This window comes from Paracoccus lutimaris (assembly GCF_003337565.1).
Classification (GTDB): Bacteria; Pseudomonadota; Alphaproteobacteria; order Rhodobacterales; family Rhodobacteraceae; genus Paracoccus; species Paracoccus lutimaris.
Genome location: NZ_QPJL01000003.1, coordinates 147,491 through 167,079 on the forward strand (window position 1 = coordinate 147,491; position 19,589 = coordinate 167,079).

At 65.5% G+C, this 19,589-nt stretch carries 13 protein-coding genes and 1 pseudogene; 4 read left to right on the forward strand and 10 right to left on the reverse strand.

Annotated features, from left to right (window positions below; all coding sequences use genetic code 11):
- Positions 1–41: 41 nt before the first annotated feature.
- Positions 42–4,841, reverse strand: a complete 4,800-nt coding sequence (locus DFP89_RS04540) for an NAD-glutamate dehydrogenase (RefSeq protein ID WP_114348205.1) — start codon at positions 4,839–4,841, stop codon at positions 42–44.
- A 757-nt stretch (positions 4,842–5,598) separates the two neighbouring features.
- On the opposite strand from DFP89_RS04540, the pseudogene DFP89_RS20695 reads away from it, so the two are divergent.
- The 3 genes and pseudogenes from DFP89_RS20695 to DFP89_RS04550 all read left to right on the forward strand — a co-directional run.
- Positions 5,599–6,056: pseudogene (locus DFP89_RS20695) on the forward strand (thiolase family protein); the annotation flags it as partial.
- 138 nt (positions 6,057–6,194) lie between these two features.
- Positions 6,195–6,518, forward strand: a complete 324-nt coding sequence (locus DFP89_RS20700) for a thiolase family protein (protein WP_245948603.1) — start codon at positions 6,195–6,197, stop codon at positions 6,516–6,518.
- A 312-nt stretch (positions 6,519–6,830) separates the two neighbouring features.
- Positions 6,831–7,088, forward strand: a complete 258-nt coding sequence (locus DFP89_RS04550) for a type II toxin-antitoxin system ParD family antitoxin (protein ID WP_114348206.1) — start codon at positions 6,831–6,833, stop codon at positions 7,086–7,088.
- A gap of 329 nt (positions 7,089–7,417) precedes the next feature.
- Here DFP89_RS04550 and DFP89_RS04555 read toward each other — a convergent pair whose 3' ends face one another.
- The 4 genes from DFP89_RS04555 to ugpB all read right to left on the reverse strand — a co-directional run bounded on the left by DFP89_RS04555 (position 7,418) and on the right by ugpB (position 11,587).
- The gene (locus DFP89_RS04555) at positions 7,418–8,485 is read right to left on the reverse strand and encodes a sn-glycerol-3-phosphate import ATP-binding protein UgpC (protein WP_114348207.1); all 1,068 of its coding nucleotides are present in this window, start codon (positions 8,483–8,485) and stop codon (positions 7,418–7,420) included.
- Complete coding sequence (gene ugpE, locus DFP89_RS04560) at positions 8,486–9,355, reverse strand: sn-glycerol-3-phosphate ABC transporter permease UgpE (protein ID WP_114348208.1); 870 nt, start codon at positions 9,353–9,355, stop codon at positions 8,486–8,488.
- Complete coding sequence (ugpA, locus tag DFP89_RS04565; protein ID WP_114348209.1) at positions 9,348–10,229, reverse strand: sn-glycerol-3-phosphate ABC transporter permease UgpA; 882 nt, start codon at positions 10,227–10,229, stop codon at positions 9,348–9,350. The genes ugpE and ugpA overlap by 8 nt, the downstream gene beginning before the upstream one ends.
- Positions 10,230–10,291: 62 nt before the next feature.
- Positions 10,292–11,587 carry a sn-glycerol-3-phosphate ABC transporter substrate-binding protein UgpB gene (ugpB, locus tag DFP89_RS04570; protein WP_114348210.1) on the reverse strand — a complete coding sequence of 432 codons (1,296 nt, stop codon included), beginning with the start codon at positions 11,585–11,587 and terminating at the stop codon, positions 10,292–10,294.
- 468 nt (positions 11,588–12,055) lie between these two features.
- Between ugpB and DFP89_RS04575 the strand changes: the two genes are divergently transcribed.
- Entirely contained in the window at positions 12,056–13,486 is a 1,431-nt protein-coding gene (locus tag DFP89_RS04575; RefSeq protein WP_114348211.1) for an MATE family efflux transporter, read from the forward strand.
- A gap of 3 nt (positions 13,487–13,489) precedes the next feature.
- Here DFP89_RS04575 and DFP89_RS04580 read toward each other — a convergent pair whose 3' ends face one another.
- The 5 genes from DFP89_RS04580 to DFP89_RS04600 form a co-directional block, all read right to left on the reverse strand.
- Positions 13,490–14,683 (reverse strand): multidrug effflux MFS transporter, encoded by a 1,194-nt coding sequence (locus DFP89_RS04580; RefSeq protein ID WP_114348314.1) that lies wholly within the window; start codon positions 14,681–14,683, stop codon positions 13,490–13,492.
- Between the two features lie 211 nt (positions 14,684–14,894).
- On the reverse strand, positions 14,895–15,632 hold the full coding sequence (locus tag DFP89_RS04585; RefSeq protein ID WP_114348212.1) for a calcium-binding protein: 738 nt from the start codon (positions 15,630–15,632) through the stop codon (positions 14,895–14,897).
- A 142-nt stretch (positions 15,633–15,774) separates the two neighbouring features.
- Positions 15,775–16,947, reverse strand: a complete 1,173-nt coding sequence (locus tag DFP89_RS04590) for a glycerate kinase family protein (protein ID WP_114348213.1) — start codon at positions 16,945–16,947, stop codon at positions 15,775–15,777.
- Between the two features lie 136 nt (positions 16,948–17,083).
- Positions 17,084–18,775, reverse strand: coding sequence for an SLC13 family permease (locus tag DFP89_RS04595; RefSeq protein ID WP_245948593.1), 1,692 nt, complete (start codon positions 18,773–18,775; stop codon positions 17,084–17,086).
- A 73-nt stretch (positions 18,776–18,848) separates the two neighbouring features.
- Positions 18,849–19,586 (reverse strand): anti-sigma factor family protein, encoded by a 738-nt coding sequence (locus DFP89_RS04600; RefSeq protein ID WP_245948594.1) that lies wholly within the window; start codon positions 19,584–19,586, stop codon positions 18,849–18,851.
- Between the last annotated feature and the right edge of the window lie 3 nt (positions 19,587–19,589).

Here is a 19,589-nt window from a genome sequence, read left to right on the forward strand (position 1 = left end):
CACCGCCGGGCAAGCAAGTCCCGGCGGCGGTGGTGTTGGGGTCAGGCGGCGCTGGCCGTGCGCAGCCGGGCCAGATCGGTCAGCAACCCGGCGGCCACGGTGATCCGCGCCAGCGTGGGTTCGCCCTTTTCGACCAGCAGCGCCAGCTGGTTGCCGGCACTGGCAAAGCGTCCGTCGGCATCCTGCAGGATCCTGGCCGGGGCTTTGGCGCCCTTTTGCTCGCGCAGGATCGCTGCGGTCAGCTCGCGCCGGGCATTGGCGATTTCGGCGATGGCGCGCGAGAGGGCCATCGCCTCGAACTGTTCGGTTGCGGAAACCTGCCCGGCAGCCGAAAGCAGCCGGTCGATGCGCAGCGCGTCAGTTACCGCGAAATAGCCCTGCGCGGTGCGGTCCAGCCCGGTGCCGGTTTCCGTGGCGATCTGCATGATCTCGGGCACCAGCGTCATCAGGACCAGATCGGCGATTTCGCCAGCCAGCGCGGCCGGCACGCCGCCCTGGACATATTTTTCGACCTCGCGCTGGATTTCCTCGGCGGTCTCGGCCGGGACAGAGCTGCGAAGCGTCGGGCGCAGTTTCTGCATGCCTTCGCGCAGCCGCGCCACGCCCTCGGCCATCGGGCCGGCGGCCAGGCCGGTGCGCAGCAGACGCTCGGTCACCCGGGCATAGATGCGCGCGACCTCTCGGTACAGGCGGTTTTGCAGCACACCGCCGATGCGGTTGTCCAGCGCGTCGATGGCGGCATAGATGCGCGGCAGGTCCAGACCGTCCAGCGCCAGAACTGCCGCCTTGACCACATCGGCGGCGACATAGCCGGTCGCATCCGTCAGCGTCGAGACAAAGGCCGGTCCACCGCGGTTGATCACCTCATTGGCCAGAACCGTCGCGATGATTTCGCGGCGCAGGCGATGGCCGTGGATGTCCGCGGCATAGGTCTTGCGCATCTTGGCCGGGAAATAATGTTCCAGCGTGGCGGTGAAATAGGGATCGTCGGGCAGGTCGCTGGCGACCACCTGATCGAAAAGCACGATCTTGGCATAGGACAGCAACACGCCGATTTCCGCCCGGGTCAGCGGCTTGCCGTTTTGATAGCGCTCGCCCAGAAGCTGGTCGTTGGGCAGGGTCTCGACCTTGCGGTTCAGATGGCCCTGTTCCTCAAGCCGGGTCATCAGCCGGCCCAGCGAGGTGCGGTTTGCCGCCCCGCGCATCTCGGTCAGCGAGATGGCCAGAGATTGCTGGTAATTGTTGCGCAGGACCAGCTGCGCCACCTCATCGGTCATCGAGGCCAGAAGCTTGTTGCGTTTCGGGCGCGGCAGGCGGCCATCATGCATCGGCGGGGCCAGCGCAATCTTGATGTTCACCTCGACATCCGAGGAGTTCACCCCGGCCGAGTTGTCGATGGCGTCCGAATTGCAGCGCCCGCCATTCAGGCCGAATTCAATCCGGCCCTTTTGCGTCACGCCAAGGTTCGCGCCCTCGCCAATGACACGGGCACCGACCTCGGAGGCGGTGATGCGGATCGCGTCATTGGCGCGGTCGCCCACCTCGGCGTCAGATTCGGTGCTGCCCCGGATATAGGTGCCGATGCCGCCGAACCACAGCAGATCGACCGGTGCCCTGAGGATCGCGGTCATGATCTCAAACGGTGTGGCCTGGGCCTTGTCGAGCCCGATGGCGGCCTGGGCCTGCGGCGTCAGCGTCACCAGTTTTTCCGCGCGCGAAATGATCATGCCGCCCGCCGACAGCAGCTTGCGGTCGTAATCCTGCCAGCTGGAGCGGGGCAGGTCGAACATGCGCTTGCGCTCGGCAAAGGATTTGCCGGTGTCGGGATCGGGGTCGATGAAGATGTCGCGATGGTCGAAGGCGGCGATCAGCCGGATCTGCTGCGACAGCAGCATACCGTTGCCGAAGACGTCGCCCGACATGTCACCCACGCCAGCGACGGTAAAGGGCGTGGTCTGGATGTCAGTGTCCATTTCGCGGAAATGGCGCTTGACGGCCTCCCACGCGCCGCGGGCGGTGATGCCCATCTTCTTGTGGTCATAGCCGGCCGAGCCGCCCGAGGCGAAGGCATCGTCCAGCCAGAACCCTGCCTCTTGCGCAAGGCCGTTGGCGGTGTCCGAAAATGTCGCCGTGCCCTTGTCGGCCGCGACCACGAAATAGGGGTCGTCGCCATCGATGCGCAGGGTGTTCGGCGGCGGTACCAGACCCTGGCCGACGATATTGTCGGTCACTGACAAAAGCGTGCGGATAAAGGTCTTGTAGGCATCCTTGCCGGCGTTGAAGACCTCGTCCCGGCTGCCGCCCACGGGCAGTTTCTTGGGATAGAAGCCGCCCTTGGCGCCAACCGGCACGATGACCGAGTTCTTGACCTGCTGGGCCTTGACCAGCCCCAGCACCTCGGTCCGGTAGTCCTGGGCGCGGTCCGACCAGCGCAACCCGCCGCGCGCAATGGGGCCAAAGCGCAGATGCACGCCCTCGACCTCGGTGCCATAGACGAAGATCTCGCGATAGGGGCGGGGTTCGGGCAGGCCGTCCAGCGCCTTGGGGTCCAGCTTGAAGGCCAGGACGGCGGGCGGATTGCCTTGCGCGTCGCGCTGGAAATAGTTCGTGCGCAGCGTCGCCTGAACCGCGTTCACATAGCGGCGCAGGATGCGGTCGTCGTCAAGGCTGGGCACGGCCGCCAACGCTTCTTCGATGCCGGCGGCGAGGGCCTTGCATTTACGCTCGCGCGTCTTTTCGGCCAGCGCAGGGTCCATGCGGGCGACGAACAGCCGGAAGATATCCGCCGCGATCGCCGGATATTTGTTCATCGTATCGGCGATATAGTCTTGCGAATAGGTGATGCCGGCCTGCCGCAGATAGCGGGCATAGGCGCGCAGCACCGTCACCTCGCGCGCGGTCAGGCCGGCAAGCAGGATCAGGCGGTTGAAGGTGCCGTCCTCGATCAGCCCGTTCCATGCCGCAAGGAAGGATTCCTCAAGCAGCGGGCCGATCTTTTCCAGATCGGTGGCGTTGCCGTCGCGATTGACCAGTTCCATGTCGTGAAGGACGACAAGGCGCGGCTCGGCGCCTTCCTCATGGACGGTGATGTCATAGGTCTGTTCGCTGATGACGCTGAAGCCCAGGTTTTCCAGCACCGGCACCCGCCGCGACAGCGAGACCGGCTCGCCGGCGTGAAAGATCTTCAGCTCGACCGTATCCTGCCGCTCGGTCTCGCGCGGCAGGTGATAGAACGAGATGCGGATCGGATCGCCCGGCTTGCAGGCGACGATATCGGGCAGGTCGGCATAGGTTTCGGCGGGCGGGAAGACTGACTGATAGGCGGTGCTGACATCCAGCGTGACCCCGTCCTGCCGGGCCAGCAGGTCAAAGCGGTCCTTCCAGCGGGTGACGATGCTGCGCACCGCCTCTTCGTGTCTGGTCTGCGGGATGCGGGGGGTCTTGCCGCCGGAACGGCCGATGATGAAATGCACCCGCGCCAGCCCGCCCTCGGGGAAGGCCGGGTAATAGGCCGAGACGCGACCGTCATAGGCGGTTTTCAGATATTCGCCGATGCGTTCGCGGACGTCGGAATTATATTGTTCGCGCGGGACGAAGACGATGACCGACACGAAGCGGTCGAACTGGTCGGCGCGGGCCAGCACCCGCACGCGCGGGCGGTCGGCCAGATCGTTGATCTGTTCGCAGAACCGCGCCAGCAGTCCGGCATCGATCTGGAACAGATCGTCGCGCGGATAGGATTCCAGCGTATTGGCCAGCATCTTGCCGGAATGGCTTTGCGGGTCATAGCCGAAATGGTCGACGACCTTGGCGATCTTGTCGCGCAACAGCGGAATATCCGCCGCCTGCCGAGTATAGGCGGTCGACGTGAACAGCCCGACGATGCGCAATTCGCCCGTCACATTGCCATCCGCGTCGAAACGCTTGACGCCGATATAGTCCATATAGGCGCGGCGATGGACGACCGATTTCACATTGGCCTTGGTCACCAGCAGGAATTCCGGCCCGTCCAGAAAGGCGAGGATCTCGGGCGTGGTCAGCACGCTGTCCTTGCCCTGCCGCAGCACCCGCACATCGGGGTTCGACAGGATGCCCAGGCCCTTGCCCTTGCCGCGTTCGACCTTGGCCTGGTCGCCCTTGCCGGAATAGGTGAATTCGCGCATGCCGAGGAAGGTGAAGTTGTTGTCGCGCAGCCAGCGCAGGAAGGCCAGCGCCTCGTCCTGATCGCCCTTGCGGCGGCCGGCGTCATGGGTCTCCATCTCATGCATGGCCTGATCCAGCAGCGCGGTCATTTCCGGCCAGTCCTGCACCGCCTGATGCACCTGATCGAGCACGCCGCCGATGCGTTCGGCCAGTTCGTGCGCCTCGCCCGGGGTCAGTTCAGACAGGTGGATCTGGATATGGCTGACGCGATGGGCGGGATCACTTTCCTGATCGGGGTCGAACAGCGCCACCGGCTTGCCGGGCTGGACCAGCAGGATCGGATGCACCGCCAGATGGATGTCGCGATGGGTGCTGGTCACCTCGCCCATGATCGAATCGTAAAGGAAGGGGGTATTGCTTTCTGTCACCGCGATGACCGAGACCCGGTTGCCGCCGGGTTCAACCCCGGGCAGGGTCTCGATAGTGATACGGGGCTTGCCGCCGTCCCAGGCGCGCAACTCGTTGCGGGCATGGGCCGCGACCAGCGCCATCATTTCGGGGGAATAGGCCTCAAGGTCGTCCTTGCTGGCGCGTTTGAACAGGATCTCCGGGTCAAGCGACAGCTCGCCCGCCGCCTCGGCGATCTTGCGCGCGCTGTCGATCCGCTTGTCGCGTTTACCGCCCATACTGGTTGCCATGACGCCTTCCCCCCTTCATTGGCCCGAAGCAAGAGAGGCGATCCGCGATCGGACGCCTGCGGGTGTGTCGTACCGACCGCGTGGGCTCTCCCTCATCTCCGGCATGATCCGGGGGTTTGCGGGGATTTTCAACTCGATTCACTGCCGTCGGGGTGACCATATCGGCGGTCAGTTAAATCAGGGTTAATGCCGACATGCCATCGGCGGCGGCAAATCCGCGTTGCATCCACGGCCGGCGTTGCAACCGTCCAGAATTGTACGACCTCGTTCCATCCAGAAGTGTCGCAGCAAGGCAGGGCGGTTTTGCCAGACGGTGAGCCGTCCCCGGCCCGCTCTCCATCCAAAGGGCCGTAGGGACAGGGTCGGCGGTCGAGAATTTTAGCCCAATGGGCAGCTATACGCACGAACCTGCCGTTCGCGGCTGCAACAAAAGCGACCAGCAGGGCGACTCAGACCCGTGCAGTCGCGACGGCGATGCCAGCTTTCGTTCCGCCGATCTGGTGACAACGCCCCATTTTTGATGCGCAAGCCCGATGTTATGCGGTCTGCCGTGGCGCTGCGCGCGAACTAAACGGGCGGCGCAGCTTCCGCCTTTTGGGGGTCTGAGCATGGCGGAGAAAGCTTGATCGTGACCTTGCGAACTTGAACTGGCGCGAATGGCTGAGGTGGGTGGAGGCGATGCTCTTCGCCTCCGCCGCCTCGGTCGCGCGCGAGGATCTGGTCCGCGTGGTCGGGCAACCGGCTTTGCGGGTCCGGAATGGATGCGGTGCTGACCGCCGCGCGCGCGATTGCGGCGGGCGAGGTCGAGCTGATGCTGGCGGACGGCGTCGAAAGCATGTCGCGCGCGCCCTTCGTCCTGCCCAAGGCCGAAACTGCCTTTTCGCGCCACGCCGAGGTTCACGACACCACCGTCGGCTGGCGCTTCGTGAACCCCGCGATGCAGGCGGCCTATGGCACCGATTCCATGCCACAGACCGCGCAGAACGTCGCCGACGACTATGGCATCAGCCGCGAAGCGCAGGACGCGATGGCGCTGGCCAGCCAGTCCAAGGCAGCCGCGGCCCAGACGCGCGGGCGGTTCGCCAGGAGATCGCACCTGTCACGGTCGCGCAGAAGAAGGGCGAGGCGCTGATCGTCGAGCGCGACGAACATCCGCGCGCGACGACGGTGGAAGCGCTGGCGAAACTCCGACCGCTCTTTGCGAACGGCTCGGTCACGGCGGGCAATGCCTCCGGCGTGAACGACGGGGCGGCGGCGCTGATCCTTGCCTCGGCGGCAGCGGCGAAAAAGCACGGGCTGACGCCGATCGCCCGCGTCCTTGGCGGCGCCGTGGCCGGAGTTCCGCCACGCGTCATGGGCATCGGACCCGCCCCGGCCAGCCAGAAGCTGATGCACCGTCTCGGCCTGACACAAGCCGATTTCGACGTGATCGAGCTGAACGAGGCCTTTGCCGCCCAGGGCGTGGCCACGCTGCGCGCGCTTGGCATCGCCGATGACGATCCCCGCGTGAACCGCAACGGCGGCGCCATCGCGCTCGGCCACCCGCTTGGCATGTCGGGCGCACGCATCACGGGAACGGCAGCGCTCGAAATGGCGCTGGGGGGCGGGCGGCGGTCGCTCTCGACCATGTGCATCGGCGTCGGTCAGGGCATTGCCATCGCGCTCGAACGGGTGTGACGCGGCGGGCGGTCTCAGGTAAACCGCCCGTGGCCGGTGCGACAACCCCGCGGCGTGATCCGCTGAACCTTTTGGCCAGCCAGCTCCAAACCAGGCTGACATGTCCCGGGGCAGGGGTGTCGCGCATTCCCTGCCGGGGAAGATCCCCCGGCGCCCGGCCGATCGCAGGCCATCGACGCTGGCGGCGGATCGGTCACGAAGGATTGCGGCGGGTATCGTGCCGAGGCCCGAACGCAAGGGTATTTCGAAAGTCTCGTCCTGATAATAGCTATCAAGACAACCACATCTGGGTCAGCCCTGACAGAGACCGCCATGATCAGCACAGCGCTTGGACCTCAGTTCGAAACTTTCGTTGCCTCGCTCGTGGAAGCTGGGCGCTATACTTCGAAAAGCGAGGTGCTGCGCGAAGGAATCCGCCTGGTCCAGCAGCGCGAGACGCGTCTGGCTACGCTGGATCAGGCATTGGCTCGGAGCCTTTCCGACGCCGAAGCTGGCCGCGTCCGAACGGCAACCGAAGTCTTTTCGCGGCTTGAGGTCAAATACCGTGCGCCTGATCACCTTGCGGAATGATCGTCGAGTTCACCGCTGCCGCCGAGGCGGACCTGGAAAGGATCACTGTCCTGCACGTCCTGAACGGGGCGATGGATGTAGAATCCATCTTGTTTTCAAACGGTTGAGAAAGCGGGCTCTCGGGCATTTTCATGATACATTCCAGTAGTTGAACAAAATTCAATAAGAATGATTATGTAAAGTAAAAGCGCTCCCGGACCAGTTGGATTTCATCGCCGGGCGTTATGGGCAACGCGGCGGTGACCATGGGGGCAGCAACCCCTGCGCCGATCACCGCCGCTAACCCGACCATACCAGTCAGCGGCGTCGCCCGGCATCCGCCCAACCCGTCAAGCCTCGGCGATGCGCGCGCCGGTGTCAGCATCGAAGAAATGCAGATGCGCGGGATCGGGCACCAGCTCGACCACGTCGCCGCGCCTTGCCTGCGAAGTGCCGGGCAGACGCAAGGTCATCGCCGTGTCCGAGCCGCGGATCACCCCATAGCCAAAAGCATCCGCCCCCAGACGCTCGACCGAGCGCAGCTCGACCGGGATCGCGTTCTCACCCGGCGCCGCCGGCCGCAGATGCTCGGGGCGCAGGCCAAGGCGCAGCGCGCCCTCGTGCGGGATGCCGGGCAAGGGCAGCACATGTCCGCCCGGCAGGATCGCCGAATATCCGCGCGATTCGACCGAAAAGATGTTCATCGCCGGCGAACCGATAAAGCCCGCGACGAATTCCGTCGCCGGGGTCTGATAAACCTCAAGCGGGGTCGCGATCTGTTCGGCCACGCCCTTGTTCATCACGATCAGCCGGTCGGCCAGCGTCATCGCCTCGACCTGATCATGGGTGACGTAAAGCGTGGTCTGGCCGGTATTCAGATGCATCTCCTTGATCTGCAGGCGCATCTGCACCCGCAGTTTCGCGTCAAGGTTCGACAGCGGCTCATCGAGCAGGAAGGCCGCCGGCTCGCGCACCAAGGCCCGGCCCATGGCGACGCGCTGGCGCTGGCCGCCCGACAGCGCGCGCGGCTTGCGGTCCAGAAAGGGCTCAAGCTCGAGCATTTTCGCGGCGCGCTGGACGCGGGCCTCGATCTCGCTGGCCTGCATCCTGGCGATTTTCAGGCCGTAAGCCATGTTCTCGCGCACCGACATATGCGGGTAAAGCGCGTAGTTCTGGAAGACCATGGCGATGTCGCGCTGGCGCGGTTCCAGCTTGTTCACGACCGTGCCGCCGATCTCGATGGTGCCGTCGGTGATCGCCTCAAGCCCGGCGACCATGCGCAAGAGCGTGGACTTGCCGCAGCCCGAGGGGCCGACGATCACCACGAATTCGCCATCGGGAATATCCATGGTGATGCCGTGGATGACCTGATTTCCGGCATAGCTTTTGCGGACATCGTTCAGAAGAATGCGGGCCATTTATTTCTCCGTCTCGACCAGACCCTTGACGAACCAGCGCTGCATCAGCACGACCACAAGGATCGGCGGCAGGATGGCCAGCACCGAAGTGACCATCACGAGGTTCCAGGGCGTATCGGCATCGGCGAAAGAGATCATCTTTTTCAGCGCGATGACGATGGTGTTCATTTCGTTGGAATTGGTGACCAGAAGCGGCCACAGATATTGCGTCCAGCCATAGATGAACTGGATGACGAAGATCGCCGCCACATTGGTCAGCGACAGCGGCCACAGGATGTCGCGGAAAAACCGCCACGGCCCCGCGCCATCGACCCGCGCCGCCTCAAGCAGCTCATCGGGAATGGTCATGAAGAACTGCCTGAACAACAGCGTCGCCGTGGCCGAGGCGATCAGCGGCAGGATCAGCCCCGGATAGGTGTCGATCAGCCCCAGATCCACCATGACCTTGTAGGTCGGCTGGATGCGCACCTCGACCGGCAGCATCAGGGTGATAAAGATCAGCCAGAAACAGACCATGCGCAGCGGAAAGCGGAAGAAGACGATGGCATAGGCCGAGGCCATGGAGATCGCGATCTTTCCCAGCGCGATCCCCAGCGCGACGATGGTGGTGTTGGCCAGCAGCCGCCACAGGCTGACACCGCCGATGCGGCTGACCCCGCCGGAAAATGCCTCGCTGTAATTGCTGCCGGCCTCGGGGCCGGGGATCAGCGGCAAGGGCGGTCGCAGGATGGTCTGCGTCGCATGGGTCGAGGCGATGAAGACGTAATAGATCGGGAAGGCGACCACGATCACCCCCAGGATCATCCAGAAATGCGCCAGCATCCGGGTCGCGGGCGGGGCGTTCAGCGGACTGTCCGATGCCTCAGCCATAATGCACCCTCCGTTCGATGAAGCGGAACTGGAAGGCGGTCAGCGCGATCACGATCACCATCAGGATCACCGATTGCGCGGCACTGTCGCCCATGATCAGGTTCACGAAGCCGTCGTTATAGACCTTGTAGACCAGCGTTTCCGTGGCCTTGCCCGGCCCGCCCCCGGTCACCGCATGGATGATGCCGAAGGTGTCGAACAGCGCATAGACCGTGTTCACCACCAGCAGAAAGAACGTCGTCGGCGCCAGCAGCGGGAAGGTGATGGTCCAGAAGCTGTGCCGGCGGCTTGCGCCGTCGATGGCCGCGGCCTCCAGCAGCGATCTGGGAATGGCCTGCAGGCCGGCGACAAAGAACAGGAAATTATAGCTGATCTGTTTCCACGTCGCGGCGGCAACGATCAGGATCATCGCGTGATCGGAGTTCAACAGCGGGTTCCAGTTGATCCCCATGGCGCGCAGGGGCCGCGCCAGCGTGCCGAAGCTGGGGTTGAACATGAACAGCCACAGCATCCCCGCGATGGCCGGCGCCACCGCATAGGGCCAGATCATCATGGTCCGGTAAAACCCCTTGCCGCGCACGATCTTTTCGGCCTGCACGGCCAGAAACAGCGCGATCGCCATGGCGAAAAAGGCGACCAGCGCCGAAAAGATCACCGTGACCTGCAACGAGTTCAGATAGTTCGGATCGCTGAGGACCCTCCTGAAATTCGCAAAGCCCACAAAGGTCGAGCTAAGCCCGAACGGGTCCTCTTTCAGCATGGATTGGCGGAATGCCTGCCCCGCCGGCCAGTAGAAAAAGATCAGCGTGATCGCAAGCTGCGGCGCGACCAGAAGCCAGGGCAGCAGCTTGTGCGGAAAGACCGTGCGTCTCATCCTGTCCCTCATGAAAGGGCGGGCGCCTAGGGGACGCCCGCCGGAACGGTTCCCGTGTCGGTTCAGCCGCCGGTGGCTTCCTTGATCGCGGCATTGCCCCGATCCGTCGCGGCCTTCATCGCATCTGCGGCGCTTTGCTGGCCGGCCAGCATCTTTTCATATTCCTCGTTCTGGATGTCGCGAAGCTGCGGCAGGTTCGGGGCGCGCACGCCCTTGGAATTGGCGGTCGGCGCCTTGCCCATCATCTGCAGGATCGGCGTCTCGCGCGCCGGGTTCTTTTCATAGAACCCCGAGGCCTTGGTCGCCTCATAGGCGGCCAGCGTCACCGGCAGATAGCCCGACTGTTCGTGCAGGAACTGCTGCACCTCGTTCTGGGACAGATAGTTGAAGAAGGCGGCGACACCCTTGTAGGTCTCGTCCGACTTGCCGCCCATCACCCAAAGCGAGGCCCCGCCCGGCACGGTGTTTTGCGGCGCGCCGGCGGCGGTCTCGTCATAGGGCAGTTGGCCGATGCCGTAATTCATCCCCGACTTGACGATATCGCCCAAGCCCCCCGAGCTTTCGGTCAGGATGCCGCATTCGCCCGACAGGAAGTTCTGCTTGGCCTCGCTGGTGCGGCCGCCATAGACGAACACCCCCTCTTTCGCCAGATCGGCCAGTTCCTGGAAATGCTTGACGTAAAGGTCGCTGTTGATCTGCAGCTCGGGCGTGCCGGCCAGACCGTTTTCATTCGTGCCCCAAGGGGTGTCGTTCCAGGCGGCGAAATTCTCGGTATGGATCCAGGTCAGCCAGGTCGAGGTATAGCCGCAGGTCGTGGCCCCCGATTCCTTGATCTTGCGGGCGGCGGCCCAGACCTCGGCCCAGGTCTTGGGCGGCGCGTTCACATCCAGCCCGGCTTTCTCGAAGATGTCCTTGTTGTAGTAAAGGATCGGCGACGAGGAGTTATAGGGAAATGACAGCATCTCGCCCTCGGGGGTCGAGTAATAGCCGACGATGCCAGGCAGATACTGCGCCTTGTCAAAGGTGAAACCGCCCTGTTCCAGCACCTCGGCCACGGGCTTGATGGCGCCCTGCGCGCCCATCATCACGCCGGTGCCGACGTCAAAGACCTGAATGATATCCGGGGCCTGCCCGGCGCGGAACGCGGCGATGCCGGCGTTCAGGGTTTCGGGATAGGTGCCCTTGAAGACGGGCTTGAGCTCATAATCGGACTGGCTGGCGTTGAAGTCGCCGGCGATCTTGGTCACCACCTCGGCATTGGCGCCGGTCATGGCGTGCCACCATGAGATTTCGGTCTTGGCCTCGGCGGCCATGGGCAGGGCGGTCAGCCCGGCCACCAGAAACAGGGTCTTTTGCATGGTCTTCCTCCAAGTCGTGCCTTGCGGCGTCATTGTTCCCGAACACCGTCGCCGGGGCTTTCGCCCCTGTCGCGCGCCGTTCGCCTCCCCGTCCGGATTTGTCACCTGTCCGTTACACAAGTGTCAATTCGCTTCTGGTTCTGCGGATCTGGCGAAAGGCGCGCAAGCGCGGTTCCGGGCACCGCAGCCGCTTCGCATTGGAATATGAAAATTCAATGACAACAAGGCGAAATACGCGATATTTCGTCTTGTTTCCGGGGTGAGCTTCGGCGTGGACCGGCCGCAGATCATGGCCGTAGGCCGGGTTTCCCGGTCATGGCCGCCCATCGGGGCCGATGCATGACGTGGCGTCAGCCCCGGCGCCGGCAGCGCGCGAAAGGGTCTTGCCGATGGCCGGGGCAGAGATTTATCCCGATGACATGGCGGCAACGTCACAGTCACGGCCTTTCGCCCGGGCAGGAGACATCGATGACGCAAGCCCGCAATCTGGTCACCGCCCCCATCGCCCCGGCCCTGCTGCTTTTCGCGCTGCCGACGCTGGGCTCGTCGGTGCTGCAATCGGCCAATGGCTCGATCGACGCGATCTGGGTCGGCCGGCTTCTGGGTGAAAGCGCGCTGGCGGCGACCACCAACGGCAACCTGATCATGTTCCTGCTGACGGCATTCGTCTTTGGCTTCGGCATGGCCTCGACCATCCTGATCGGGCAATCCATCGGCAGGGGCAGCCTTGCCGCCGCCAAGGAGGTCGTCGGCACCGCCATCGGCACCTTCCTGCCCCTGGCGCTGCTGATCGCGGTCGGCGGCTGGTGGCTCGCGCCGCAACTGCTGGCGCTGCTGGGCACCCCGCCCGAGATCACGGACCTTGCCCGGCAGTTCCTGCGCGTGACCTTTTTCGCCATGCCCGGCATCCTGATGCAGACCATGCTGATGATGGCCCTGCGCGGCGCGGGCGATTCCCTGACGCCGCTGATCTTCATGGCGCTGGCGGTGGTGCTGGACGTGATCCTGAACCCGATCTTCATCCTTGGCCTTGGCCCGGCCCCGCAGATGGGGATTGCCGGTTCGGCCTTTGCCATGGCGCTGGCCAATTACGCCAGCCTTGCCGCGATGCTGGCCTATATCTACTGGCGGCGCCACCCGCTGAGCCTGCATGGCGACGAGCTGCGCCTGCTGATCCCGGCGCGGCAGGTGCTGGGGCTGATGCAGCGCAAGGGCCTGCCCATCGGCCTGCAGATGGTCGTCGTCTCCAGTTCGATGCTGGCGATGATGAAGCTGGTCAATGCCGAGGGCGTCGATACCACCGCCGCATTCGGCGCCACCCAGCAGCTCTGGACCTATGTGCAGATGCCGGCCATGGCGCTTGGCGCGGCGGTCAGCGCCATGGCCGCGCAGAATATCGGCGCCGGGCGCTGGGACCGGGTCAGCAAGATCACCCGCATCGGCATCCTGTTCAATCTGCTGATGACCGGAGGGCTGGTTCTGGTCCTGTTGCTGGTCGAGCGGCAGGCGCTTGGCCTGTTTCTTGGCCCCGAAAGCGCCGCCACCCAGATCGGCGTCCATATCGGCCGCATCGCCACCTGGGGCTTTGTGTTCTTCGGCGTCTCGATGGTGCTTTTCGGTGCCGTGCGCGCCAATGGTCAGGTGATCTGGCCGCTGATCATCCTGTTCGTCTCGCTTTATCCGATCCGGCTGGGGGTGGCGGTGGGGCTGCGCGACTGGCTGGGTCCGGATGCATTGTGGCTCAGCTTTCCGGCCGCGATGATCTCGACCATGGCGATGTCCAGCGCGCTCTATCTGCAGGGCGGCTGGCGGCGCGGCGCAGAGATGCGCGTCGATCCCCCCGCGCCCGAGACCCCTGCCCCCGAATCCGTGCCGGTGCCGCTGGTCGCCAAGGAATAGCCCCTAGCGCCAGCCCAGCCGCAGCCTTGGCAGCGACGCCGCTGCCGCGACCCATGCCAGCAGCGCGCAAAGCGCGATCGCCGGCACCATGGTGGCGGCGCTGTTGTCCAGAAACAGCCCCGCCAGCCCGATCATCACCCCCCCGGTCAGCATCTGGATCGTGCCCCCCAGCGACGAGGCGAGCCCGGCGATATCGGGATGCGGGTCCAGCGACATGACCATCGCTGTCGGCATCGCCAGCCCAAGGCAGAAATTGCCCAGAAACAGCCCCATGACCACCACCGGCAGGCTGTCGAACCCCAGCCAGACCAGCGCCGTCAGGCTCAGCGTCGCCCCGGCAAAGCCGGTGATCGCCAGCGCGATCACCCGCTCGAGGCCAAGCCGCTCGGCCAGCCGCCCCGCCAGTTGCGAGGCCGAGAAGAACCCCACCGCATTCACCGCGAAGGCCAGCGAGAACCCGGTCGGGCTCAGCCCGTATTGGCGCGTATAGACAAAGCTCGCCGAGGCCAGAAACACGAAAAAGCTGGCCATGCCAAAGCCGCCGATCAGCGTCAGCCCCATGAAGCGGCGATCCCGGATCAGCAGCCCCGCGCCCTGCAGCATCGCGTCCAGCCGGACCGGGCGGCGATGCTCGGGGGCCAGCGTCTCGGGCAGAACGAAGAGGATCAGCGTCAGGCTCAGCAGCGCCGCCACCGCGAGCACGGCGAATATCTCGCGCCAGCCGCCCCAGGCCATGACGATCGAGCCGGTCAGCGGCGCCAGCATCGGCGAGACCGAGATCACGATCATGATCGCCGCCATCATCCGCGCGGCGGCCGGGCCGCTGGCCATGTCGCGGATCACCGCGCGCGGCACCGCCATCAGCGTCGCCGCGCCAAAGCCCTGCACGGCGCGGGCCGCGATCAGCCACTGGATCGAGGGCGCGAGGCTCGCCGCCACCGTCGCCACCAGAAAGATCGCAACGCCGATCACCAAAGGCGGCTTGCGCCCCACGGCATCGGCCATCGGCCCGTAAACCATCTGCGCAATGCCAAAGGCGATGAAATACGAGGTCAGCGTCAGCGCGGCGCGGGCCTCGGTCGTCTTGAGATCCGAGGCAACCTCGGGCAGCGCCGGCAGATACATGTCGATCGCGAAAGGACCGACGGCGGAAAGCAGGCCAAGCAGCAAGGCCATGCGGAACAAGGGATCACGCATCAGGAAACCTGTGGTCGTAAGGATGTCGGGAATGCTGGGGATATCAGCGAAACCGGCGCTGAATCGCACCAAAAGGGGATGATCCGCCGCCGCCTGAGCCTTGATGCCACATTCGCGCCCGATCCGCAACCGCCCAGCCCTCGCAACGCCAAACCGCGGGCGCAAGGGATGCGCCCGCGGCCATGGCTGCCTTGATATGCGCGGCCCCGGCTCAGAAGCTGAAATCGTCGGCGCCAAGGCTTTGCAGGCGCATATCCTCGATCACCAGCTGGCTGGTGCCGATGGTGATGACGACATCGCTGCCAATCTGCCGCGATACGCCGCGCATATCGGCAAAGCTGTCGATGCCGGTGAATGCCGACAGATCGATGCGGTCATCGTCGCTGTCGAAATCGGTGATGACATCGCGGCCGCCATTGAAGACAAAGACATCCGCGCCCTCGCCCCCGGTCATGGTGTCATTGCCGGTGCCGCCATTCAGCGTGTCATTGCCCTCCTGACCCCAAAGCCGGTCGGCGCCCGCCTCGCCCATCAGCAGATCGTCGCCCTCGCCGCCGATCAGCGTGTCATTACCCGAGCCGGCACGGACCCGGTCATTGCCTTCTCCGGCGGCGATATTGTCGGCGCCGGTGCCGGTCATGACGACGTCGTTGCCCTCGCCCGCCACAATGCGATTGTGGCCATTGCCGGCATAGATGCTGTCATTGCCCGAGCCGGCATTGATCACATCGTTGCCGGTGCCGGACAGGATGAAGTCATTGCCCTCGCCTCCCAGGACGCGGTTATGGCCTTGGCCGGCATTGATGTGGTCATTGCCAGAGCCGCCATCAACAAGGTCATTGCCATTGCCGCCGTAAAGACTGTCGTCACCGGACATGCCAAAGATGCTGTCGGCAACACTGGTGCCAAAGATGCGGTTATCGCCGTCATTTCCACGAAAAATAGCCATTTGTCTTCTCCGTCGCTTTCGTTTTGCCGGCATTGGGTTGCGTGATGGCCCGGCATCAAGGTGCAGGGCCGCATCCGCTGGCCCGGCTGCCGGTTCGGCCGGGGCGGAATGGGAAGGTTTCGGTTGTGAAGGACGCGGGGGGTCAGGCGGCGCGGGCGTGACGCTCCAGCCGCTGGCCGACCATCATCATGCGCATCGCGTCCTCGGCGGCGCGGCACAGCAGCTTGTCGCCCTGCGCGATAGCTTCCTCAAGCGAGCAGGGCCGCTTGACGATCGAGGCAAAGGCGCTGATACCATGGGCAAAGGTTTCCTGCGCGCCTTTGCCGATGGTGCCGGCCAGCGCGATGGTGGGGATGCCGCGCGCCTCGGCCCGGCGCGAGACCTCGCAGGGGACCTTGCCATAGGGGCTTTGCCCGTCGAGCGACCCTTCGGCGGTGATGACCAGATCGGCCCGCGCCAGCAGGTGGTCAAATTCCAGATAGTCCAGCATGATGTCGAAACGCGGATGCAGCGTGGCCCCGGCAAAGGCCACCAGCCCCGCCCCCAGCCCGCCCGAGGCCCCGGCCCCGTTCATGGCCCCCAGATCGAGGCCGGTCTGGGCGCGGATCAGGGCGGCATAGGTTTCCAGCCCCTGTTCCAGATCCTCGACCTGCGTGGGCGTCGCGCCCTTTTGCGGGCCAAAGACGCGCGCGACGCCCTTGGGGCCCAAAAGCTGGTTGTGCCAGTTCACCGCCACGTCGATGCGGGTCCGGGCCAGGCGCGGGTCCAGTCCGCCAAGGTCGATCCGCGCCAGATGACGCAGCGCGCCGCCGCCTTCGGGCAGCTCATCGCCCGCCGCGTCCAGGAGCCTTGCGCCAAGCGCCCGCGCCATGCCGGCGCCGCCGTCATTGATGCCGCTGTCGCCGCAGCCGATCAGGATGCGCTGCACGCCATGGTCCAGCGCTTGCAGGATCAGCTCGCCCACGCCGCGGCTGGTGGTCAGCGTCGGGTCGCGGCGGTCGCGCGGGACCAGCGACAGGCCGGCGGCTGCGGCCATCTCGATCACCGCCGTGGCGGGGCCCTTGCCGCCCATCAGACCCCAGAAGCTGGGGACGGTTGCGCCGACCGGGCCGGTCACCCGGGTCTCGATCATCTGGCCCGAGGTGGCGTTGACAATGGCGCGGGTCGTGCCCTCGCCGCCATCGACCATGGGCGCGCTGAGGAGGGTCGCATCGGGCATGGCCCGCAAGACCCCCCTGGCGATGGCGCGGGTGACGTCATCGACCGGCAGAGATTCCTTGAAGCCCGAAGGCGCGATCAGAACGGTAATGGACATCTGATAATCCTTTCGCTTGTTCTGCCTTGATTACGCAGCGGGTCGGCAACCTATTCCCGGTCGGATGAAAAAATTCGTCTGGACATGAAAAAAGGGCGCTAAAACCGCGCCTTTCATCGATTATCCAGAATTGGCCTTAACGCAGGATGATACGGATTCCGGCTGGCCGCAGGCTGCGGTTCACCTTTGCCTGCATCTGGCGCAGCGCCTTTTCGGGTCTGGCGCCGCCGCGTGCTTTCCGGGGCGCCGGGGCGGCATGAACCGGGTGCTGCGCCAGCAGATCGGCGGGGCGTTTGGGCGGCCGGATCGCCTCAAAGGCCGAGGGGGCGGGGGCGGCCACGACCGGCATGGGCACGACCTGCGCGGCGGGTTGCGGCGCGGCACCGCCCCGCATCTGCGCCAGTTGTGCCGGCCAGATGGTCAGCGCAAACCCGATCAACAGCGCCCCGGTCAGCGGTGCCAGCGGCAGCGCCAGACGAAACAGATCGGCCTGGGTAAAGCCGCTGCCCTCGCTCTCGGCCCCGGCAAAGATGGCGACCGGCTTGGCCGAGGCCATCATCGTCTGGCAAAACCCCGTGCCCATGACCGCGATCAGGATCATCAGCGCCGCATCATGGCCCAGACCCGCCAGAGGCAGCGCCACTGCCGGGATCAGCACCGCCGCCCGGGCCGAGCGCGAGGTGACGAAAAGATGCGCCGCGACCGAAACCCCGGCCAGAAGCGCTACCACAGCAGGCAGGCTGCCATGCAGCCGCGCGGGCAGCACCTGCAACGCCAGACCGGCCAACCAGCGGTCGGCGCCGGTTGCGGTCATGGCCTGCGCCATCAAGACCGTCGCGGTCATGTAAAGCAGCAGCTCGACATCGACGCTGCGAAAGATCTCCTTGCTTTTGCGGCTGGTAAAGGGCGGGGTCAGCAGCACCAGCGCCCCGATCAGCGCGGTCGCGGCCATGCCGATGCCGTGCAGATCCGCCGTCAGCCACAGCCCGACAATGATGCCAAGCACCAGCGCGATGCGGCGCTGACGGACCCGCAATTCAGCCGCGACGGGTTCGGGCACGGTCACACCAAGGCGCGCGGCATACAGTTCGCGCGGAACAAATATCAACAAGATCAGTATTGTACCTACAAGACTTGAGATCAATCCGAAGGGCATGCCCAGCATGGCCCAGGCGGCATAACCCAACTGCAGGCCGGTGGTGACGCGGATGCTTTCGGCGGCCAGCAGATGCGCCCCCGCCCCGATCAGTGAGCCGCCCGCCGATAGCAGGATCGCGGTCGGAAAGATCAGCGCCAGCGGCCGGCGCAGCCGCGCATCGGGCAGGACCTGCGCCAGCGCGACATAGACCGGCAGCAGCAGCGCCGCCCGCCCCGAGGTCGAAGGCAGCACAAACGCGGTCGCCGCGATCAGCAGCGTCAAGGTCAGCGCAAAGGGTGCGAAACGCGGCTGGCGGCGCAAGAGCGGCGCGACCAGCCTCTGAGTCAGGCCAGAGTCCCTGATGACGGTGGCGATGACGAAAGCGGCCAGCAGCAGCCAGACCAGCTCGCTGCCAAGCGCCTCGAACAGCTGCGCCTCGCTGAGAACGCCGCTGAGCACCAGACCCAGCACGACCGCAAGCGCGACCAGCGATTCCGGCAGCCGGGTCAGGACCCAGCCCAGCATCGCCAGCACCATCGCCAAAAGCGCGATCCGCCCCGGCATGGCCAGCGTTTCGGGCAGGGTCAGCAGCGCCCAGCCCAGCAACCCGACCAGGGACAGGGTCAGAACCGCCCGGCGGTCGGGCAAGGGAAGGCCGCGGGGGGTCGGGGTGGCAAGGGTCTGCATCATGCGCTCTCCTGATCTTGAAGTCAGGATTACGCGCGGGCGGCGGGCTTATTCCCGGCGCGTCATCAGGGCATCATCAGCCCGGCGGATTGCCGCCAAGGGCCGCGGCCTCTTCCTCGGGCGTTAGGGGGGCGCTGGCGCCGATCTGCGCAAGGGCGTCGTCGATCGAGCCCTCGCCCGAGGCCGGCTGATAGCCGCCGGTCGCGTCCTGCTGGGCGGTGGCGGCGAAACGCTCATGCCAGCCGCCGCTTTCGTGGCAGGCCAGAACGATGCGGGTCCGCGCGGCCTGCGCGGTCTCGAACTCACGGCAAAGCGCCCCGGCCGCGCTCCGGAACGAGGCGATCATGGTCAGTTCCGCGCCCGCATCCAGCATCCGGCTTTCGCCCGAGGGCAGGCTGTCCAGCGCCGCCAGTTCCGGCACCGACAACCCGTCGGGCAGGCGATTGGACCAGCCCCACCAGCCCAGCCCGATGGCCGCAATCGCCATCGAGGCCGCCGCCGCAAGGATGGGGCGGCGATTCAGGTTGGCGGGCGCGGGCTTCTCGGCGGGCTTCTCGGCGGGCTTCACGGCGGGCTTCACGGCGGGCTTGGTGATGCCGGCGCGGATCATCGCGGCCAGCGGATCCTCGGCGCCCTGCGTCCCGCCCTGCCCCGCGCGGATACTTTGGGCCAGCAATTCCCGCGTCCGGGTAAAGCGCGCCAGCCGCGCGGCCAGTGCCGGGTCGTCCCTGACCGCCTGCGACACGCGGCGGGCGGTCTGGGCGTCCAGTTCATTGTCGGCCAGCGCCATAAGGGTTTCGTCACTGATCTGCATCGG

What these genes read in the sequence shown, in the direction of transcription:
- DFP89_RS04540 (WP_114348205.1), bottom strand. Translation starts at nt 4,841, where the DNA reads ATGGCAACCAGTATGGGCGGTAAACGCGACAAGCGGATCGACAGCGCG.
- DFP89_RS20700 (WP_245948603.1), top strand. Translation starts at nt 6,195, where the DNA reads ATGGGCATCGGACCCGCCCCGGCCAGCCAGAAGCTGATGCACCGTCTC.
- DFP89_RS04550 (WP_114348206.1), top strand. Translation starts at nt 6,831, where the DNA reads ATGATCAGCACAGCGCTTGGACCTCAGTTCGAAACTTTCGTTGCCTCG.
- DFP89_RS04555 (WP_114348207.1), bottom strand. Translation starts at nt 8,485, where the DNA reads ATGGCCCGCATTCTTCTGAACGATGTCCGCAAAAGCTATGCCGGAAAT.
- ugpE (WP_114348208.1), bottom strand. Translation starts at nt 9,355, where the DNA reads ATGGCTGAGGCATCGGACAGTCCGCTGAACGCCCCGCCCGCGACCCGG.
- ugpA (WP_114348209.1), bottom strand. Translation starts at nt 10,229, where the DNA reads ATGAGACGCACGGTCTTTCCGCACAAGCTGCTGCCCTGGCTTCTGGTC.
- ugpB (WP_114348210.1), bottom strand. Translation starts at nt 11,587, where the DNA reads ATGCAAAAGACCCTGTTTCTGGTGGCCGGGCTGACCGCCCTGCCCATG.
- DFP89_RS04575 (WP_114348211.1), top strand. Translation starts at nt 12,056, where the DNA reads ATGACGCAAGCCCGCAATCTGGTCACCGCCCCCATCGCCCCGGCCCTG.
- DFP89_RS04580 (WP_114348314.1), bottom strand. Translation starts at nt 14,683, where the DNA reads ATGCGTGATCCCTTGTTCCGCATGGCCTTGCTGCTTGGCCTGCTTTCC.
- DFP89_RS04585 (WP_114348212.1), bottom strand. Translation starts at nt 15,632, where the DNA reads ATGGCTATTTTTCGTGGAAATGACGGCGATAACCGCATCTTTGGCACC.
- DFP89_RS04590 (WP_114348213.1), bottom strand. Translation starts at nt 16,947, where the DNA reads ATGTCCATTACCGTTCTGATCGCGCCTTCGGGCTTCAAGGAATCTCTG.
- DFP89_RS04595 (WP_245948593.1), bottom strand. Translation starts at nt 18,775, where the DNA reads ATGATGCAGACCCTTGCCACCCCGACCCCCCGCGGCCTTCCCTTGCCC.
- DFP89_RS04600 (WP_245948594.1), bottom strand. Translation starts at nt 19,586, where the DNA reads ATGCAGATCAGTGACGAAACCCTTATGGCGCTGGCCGACAATGAACTG.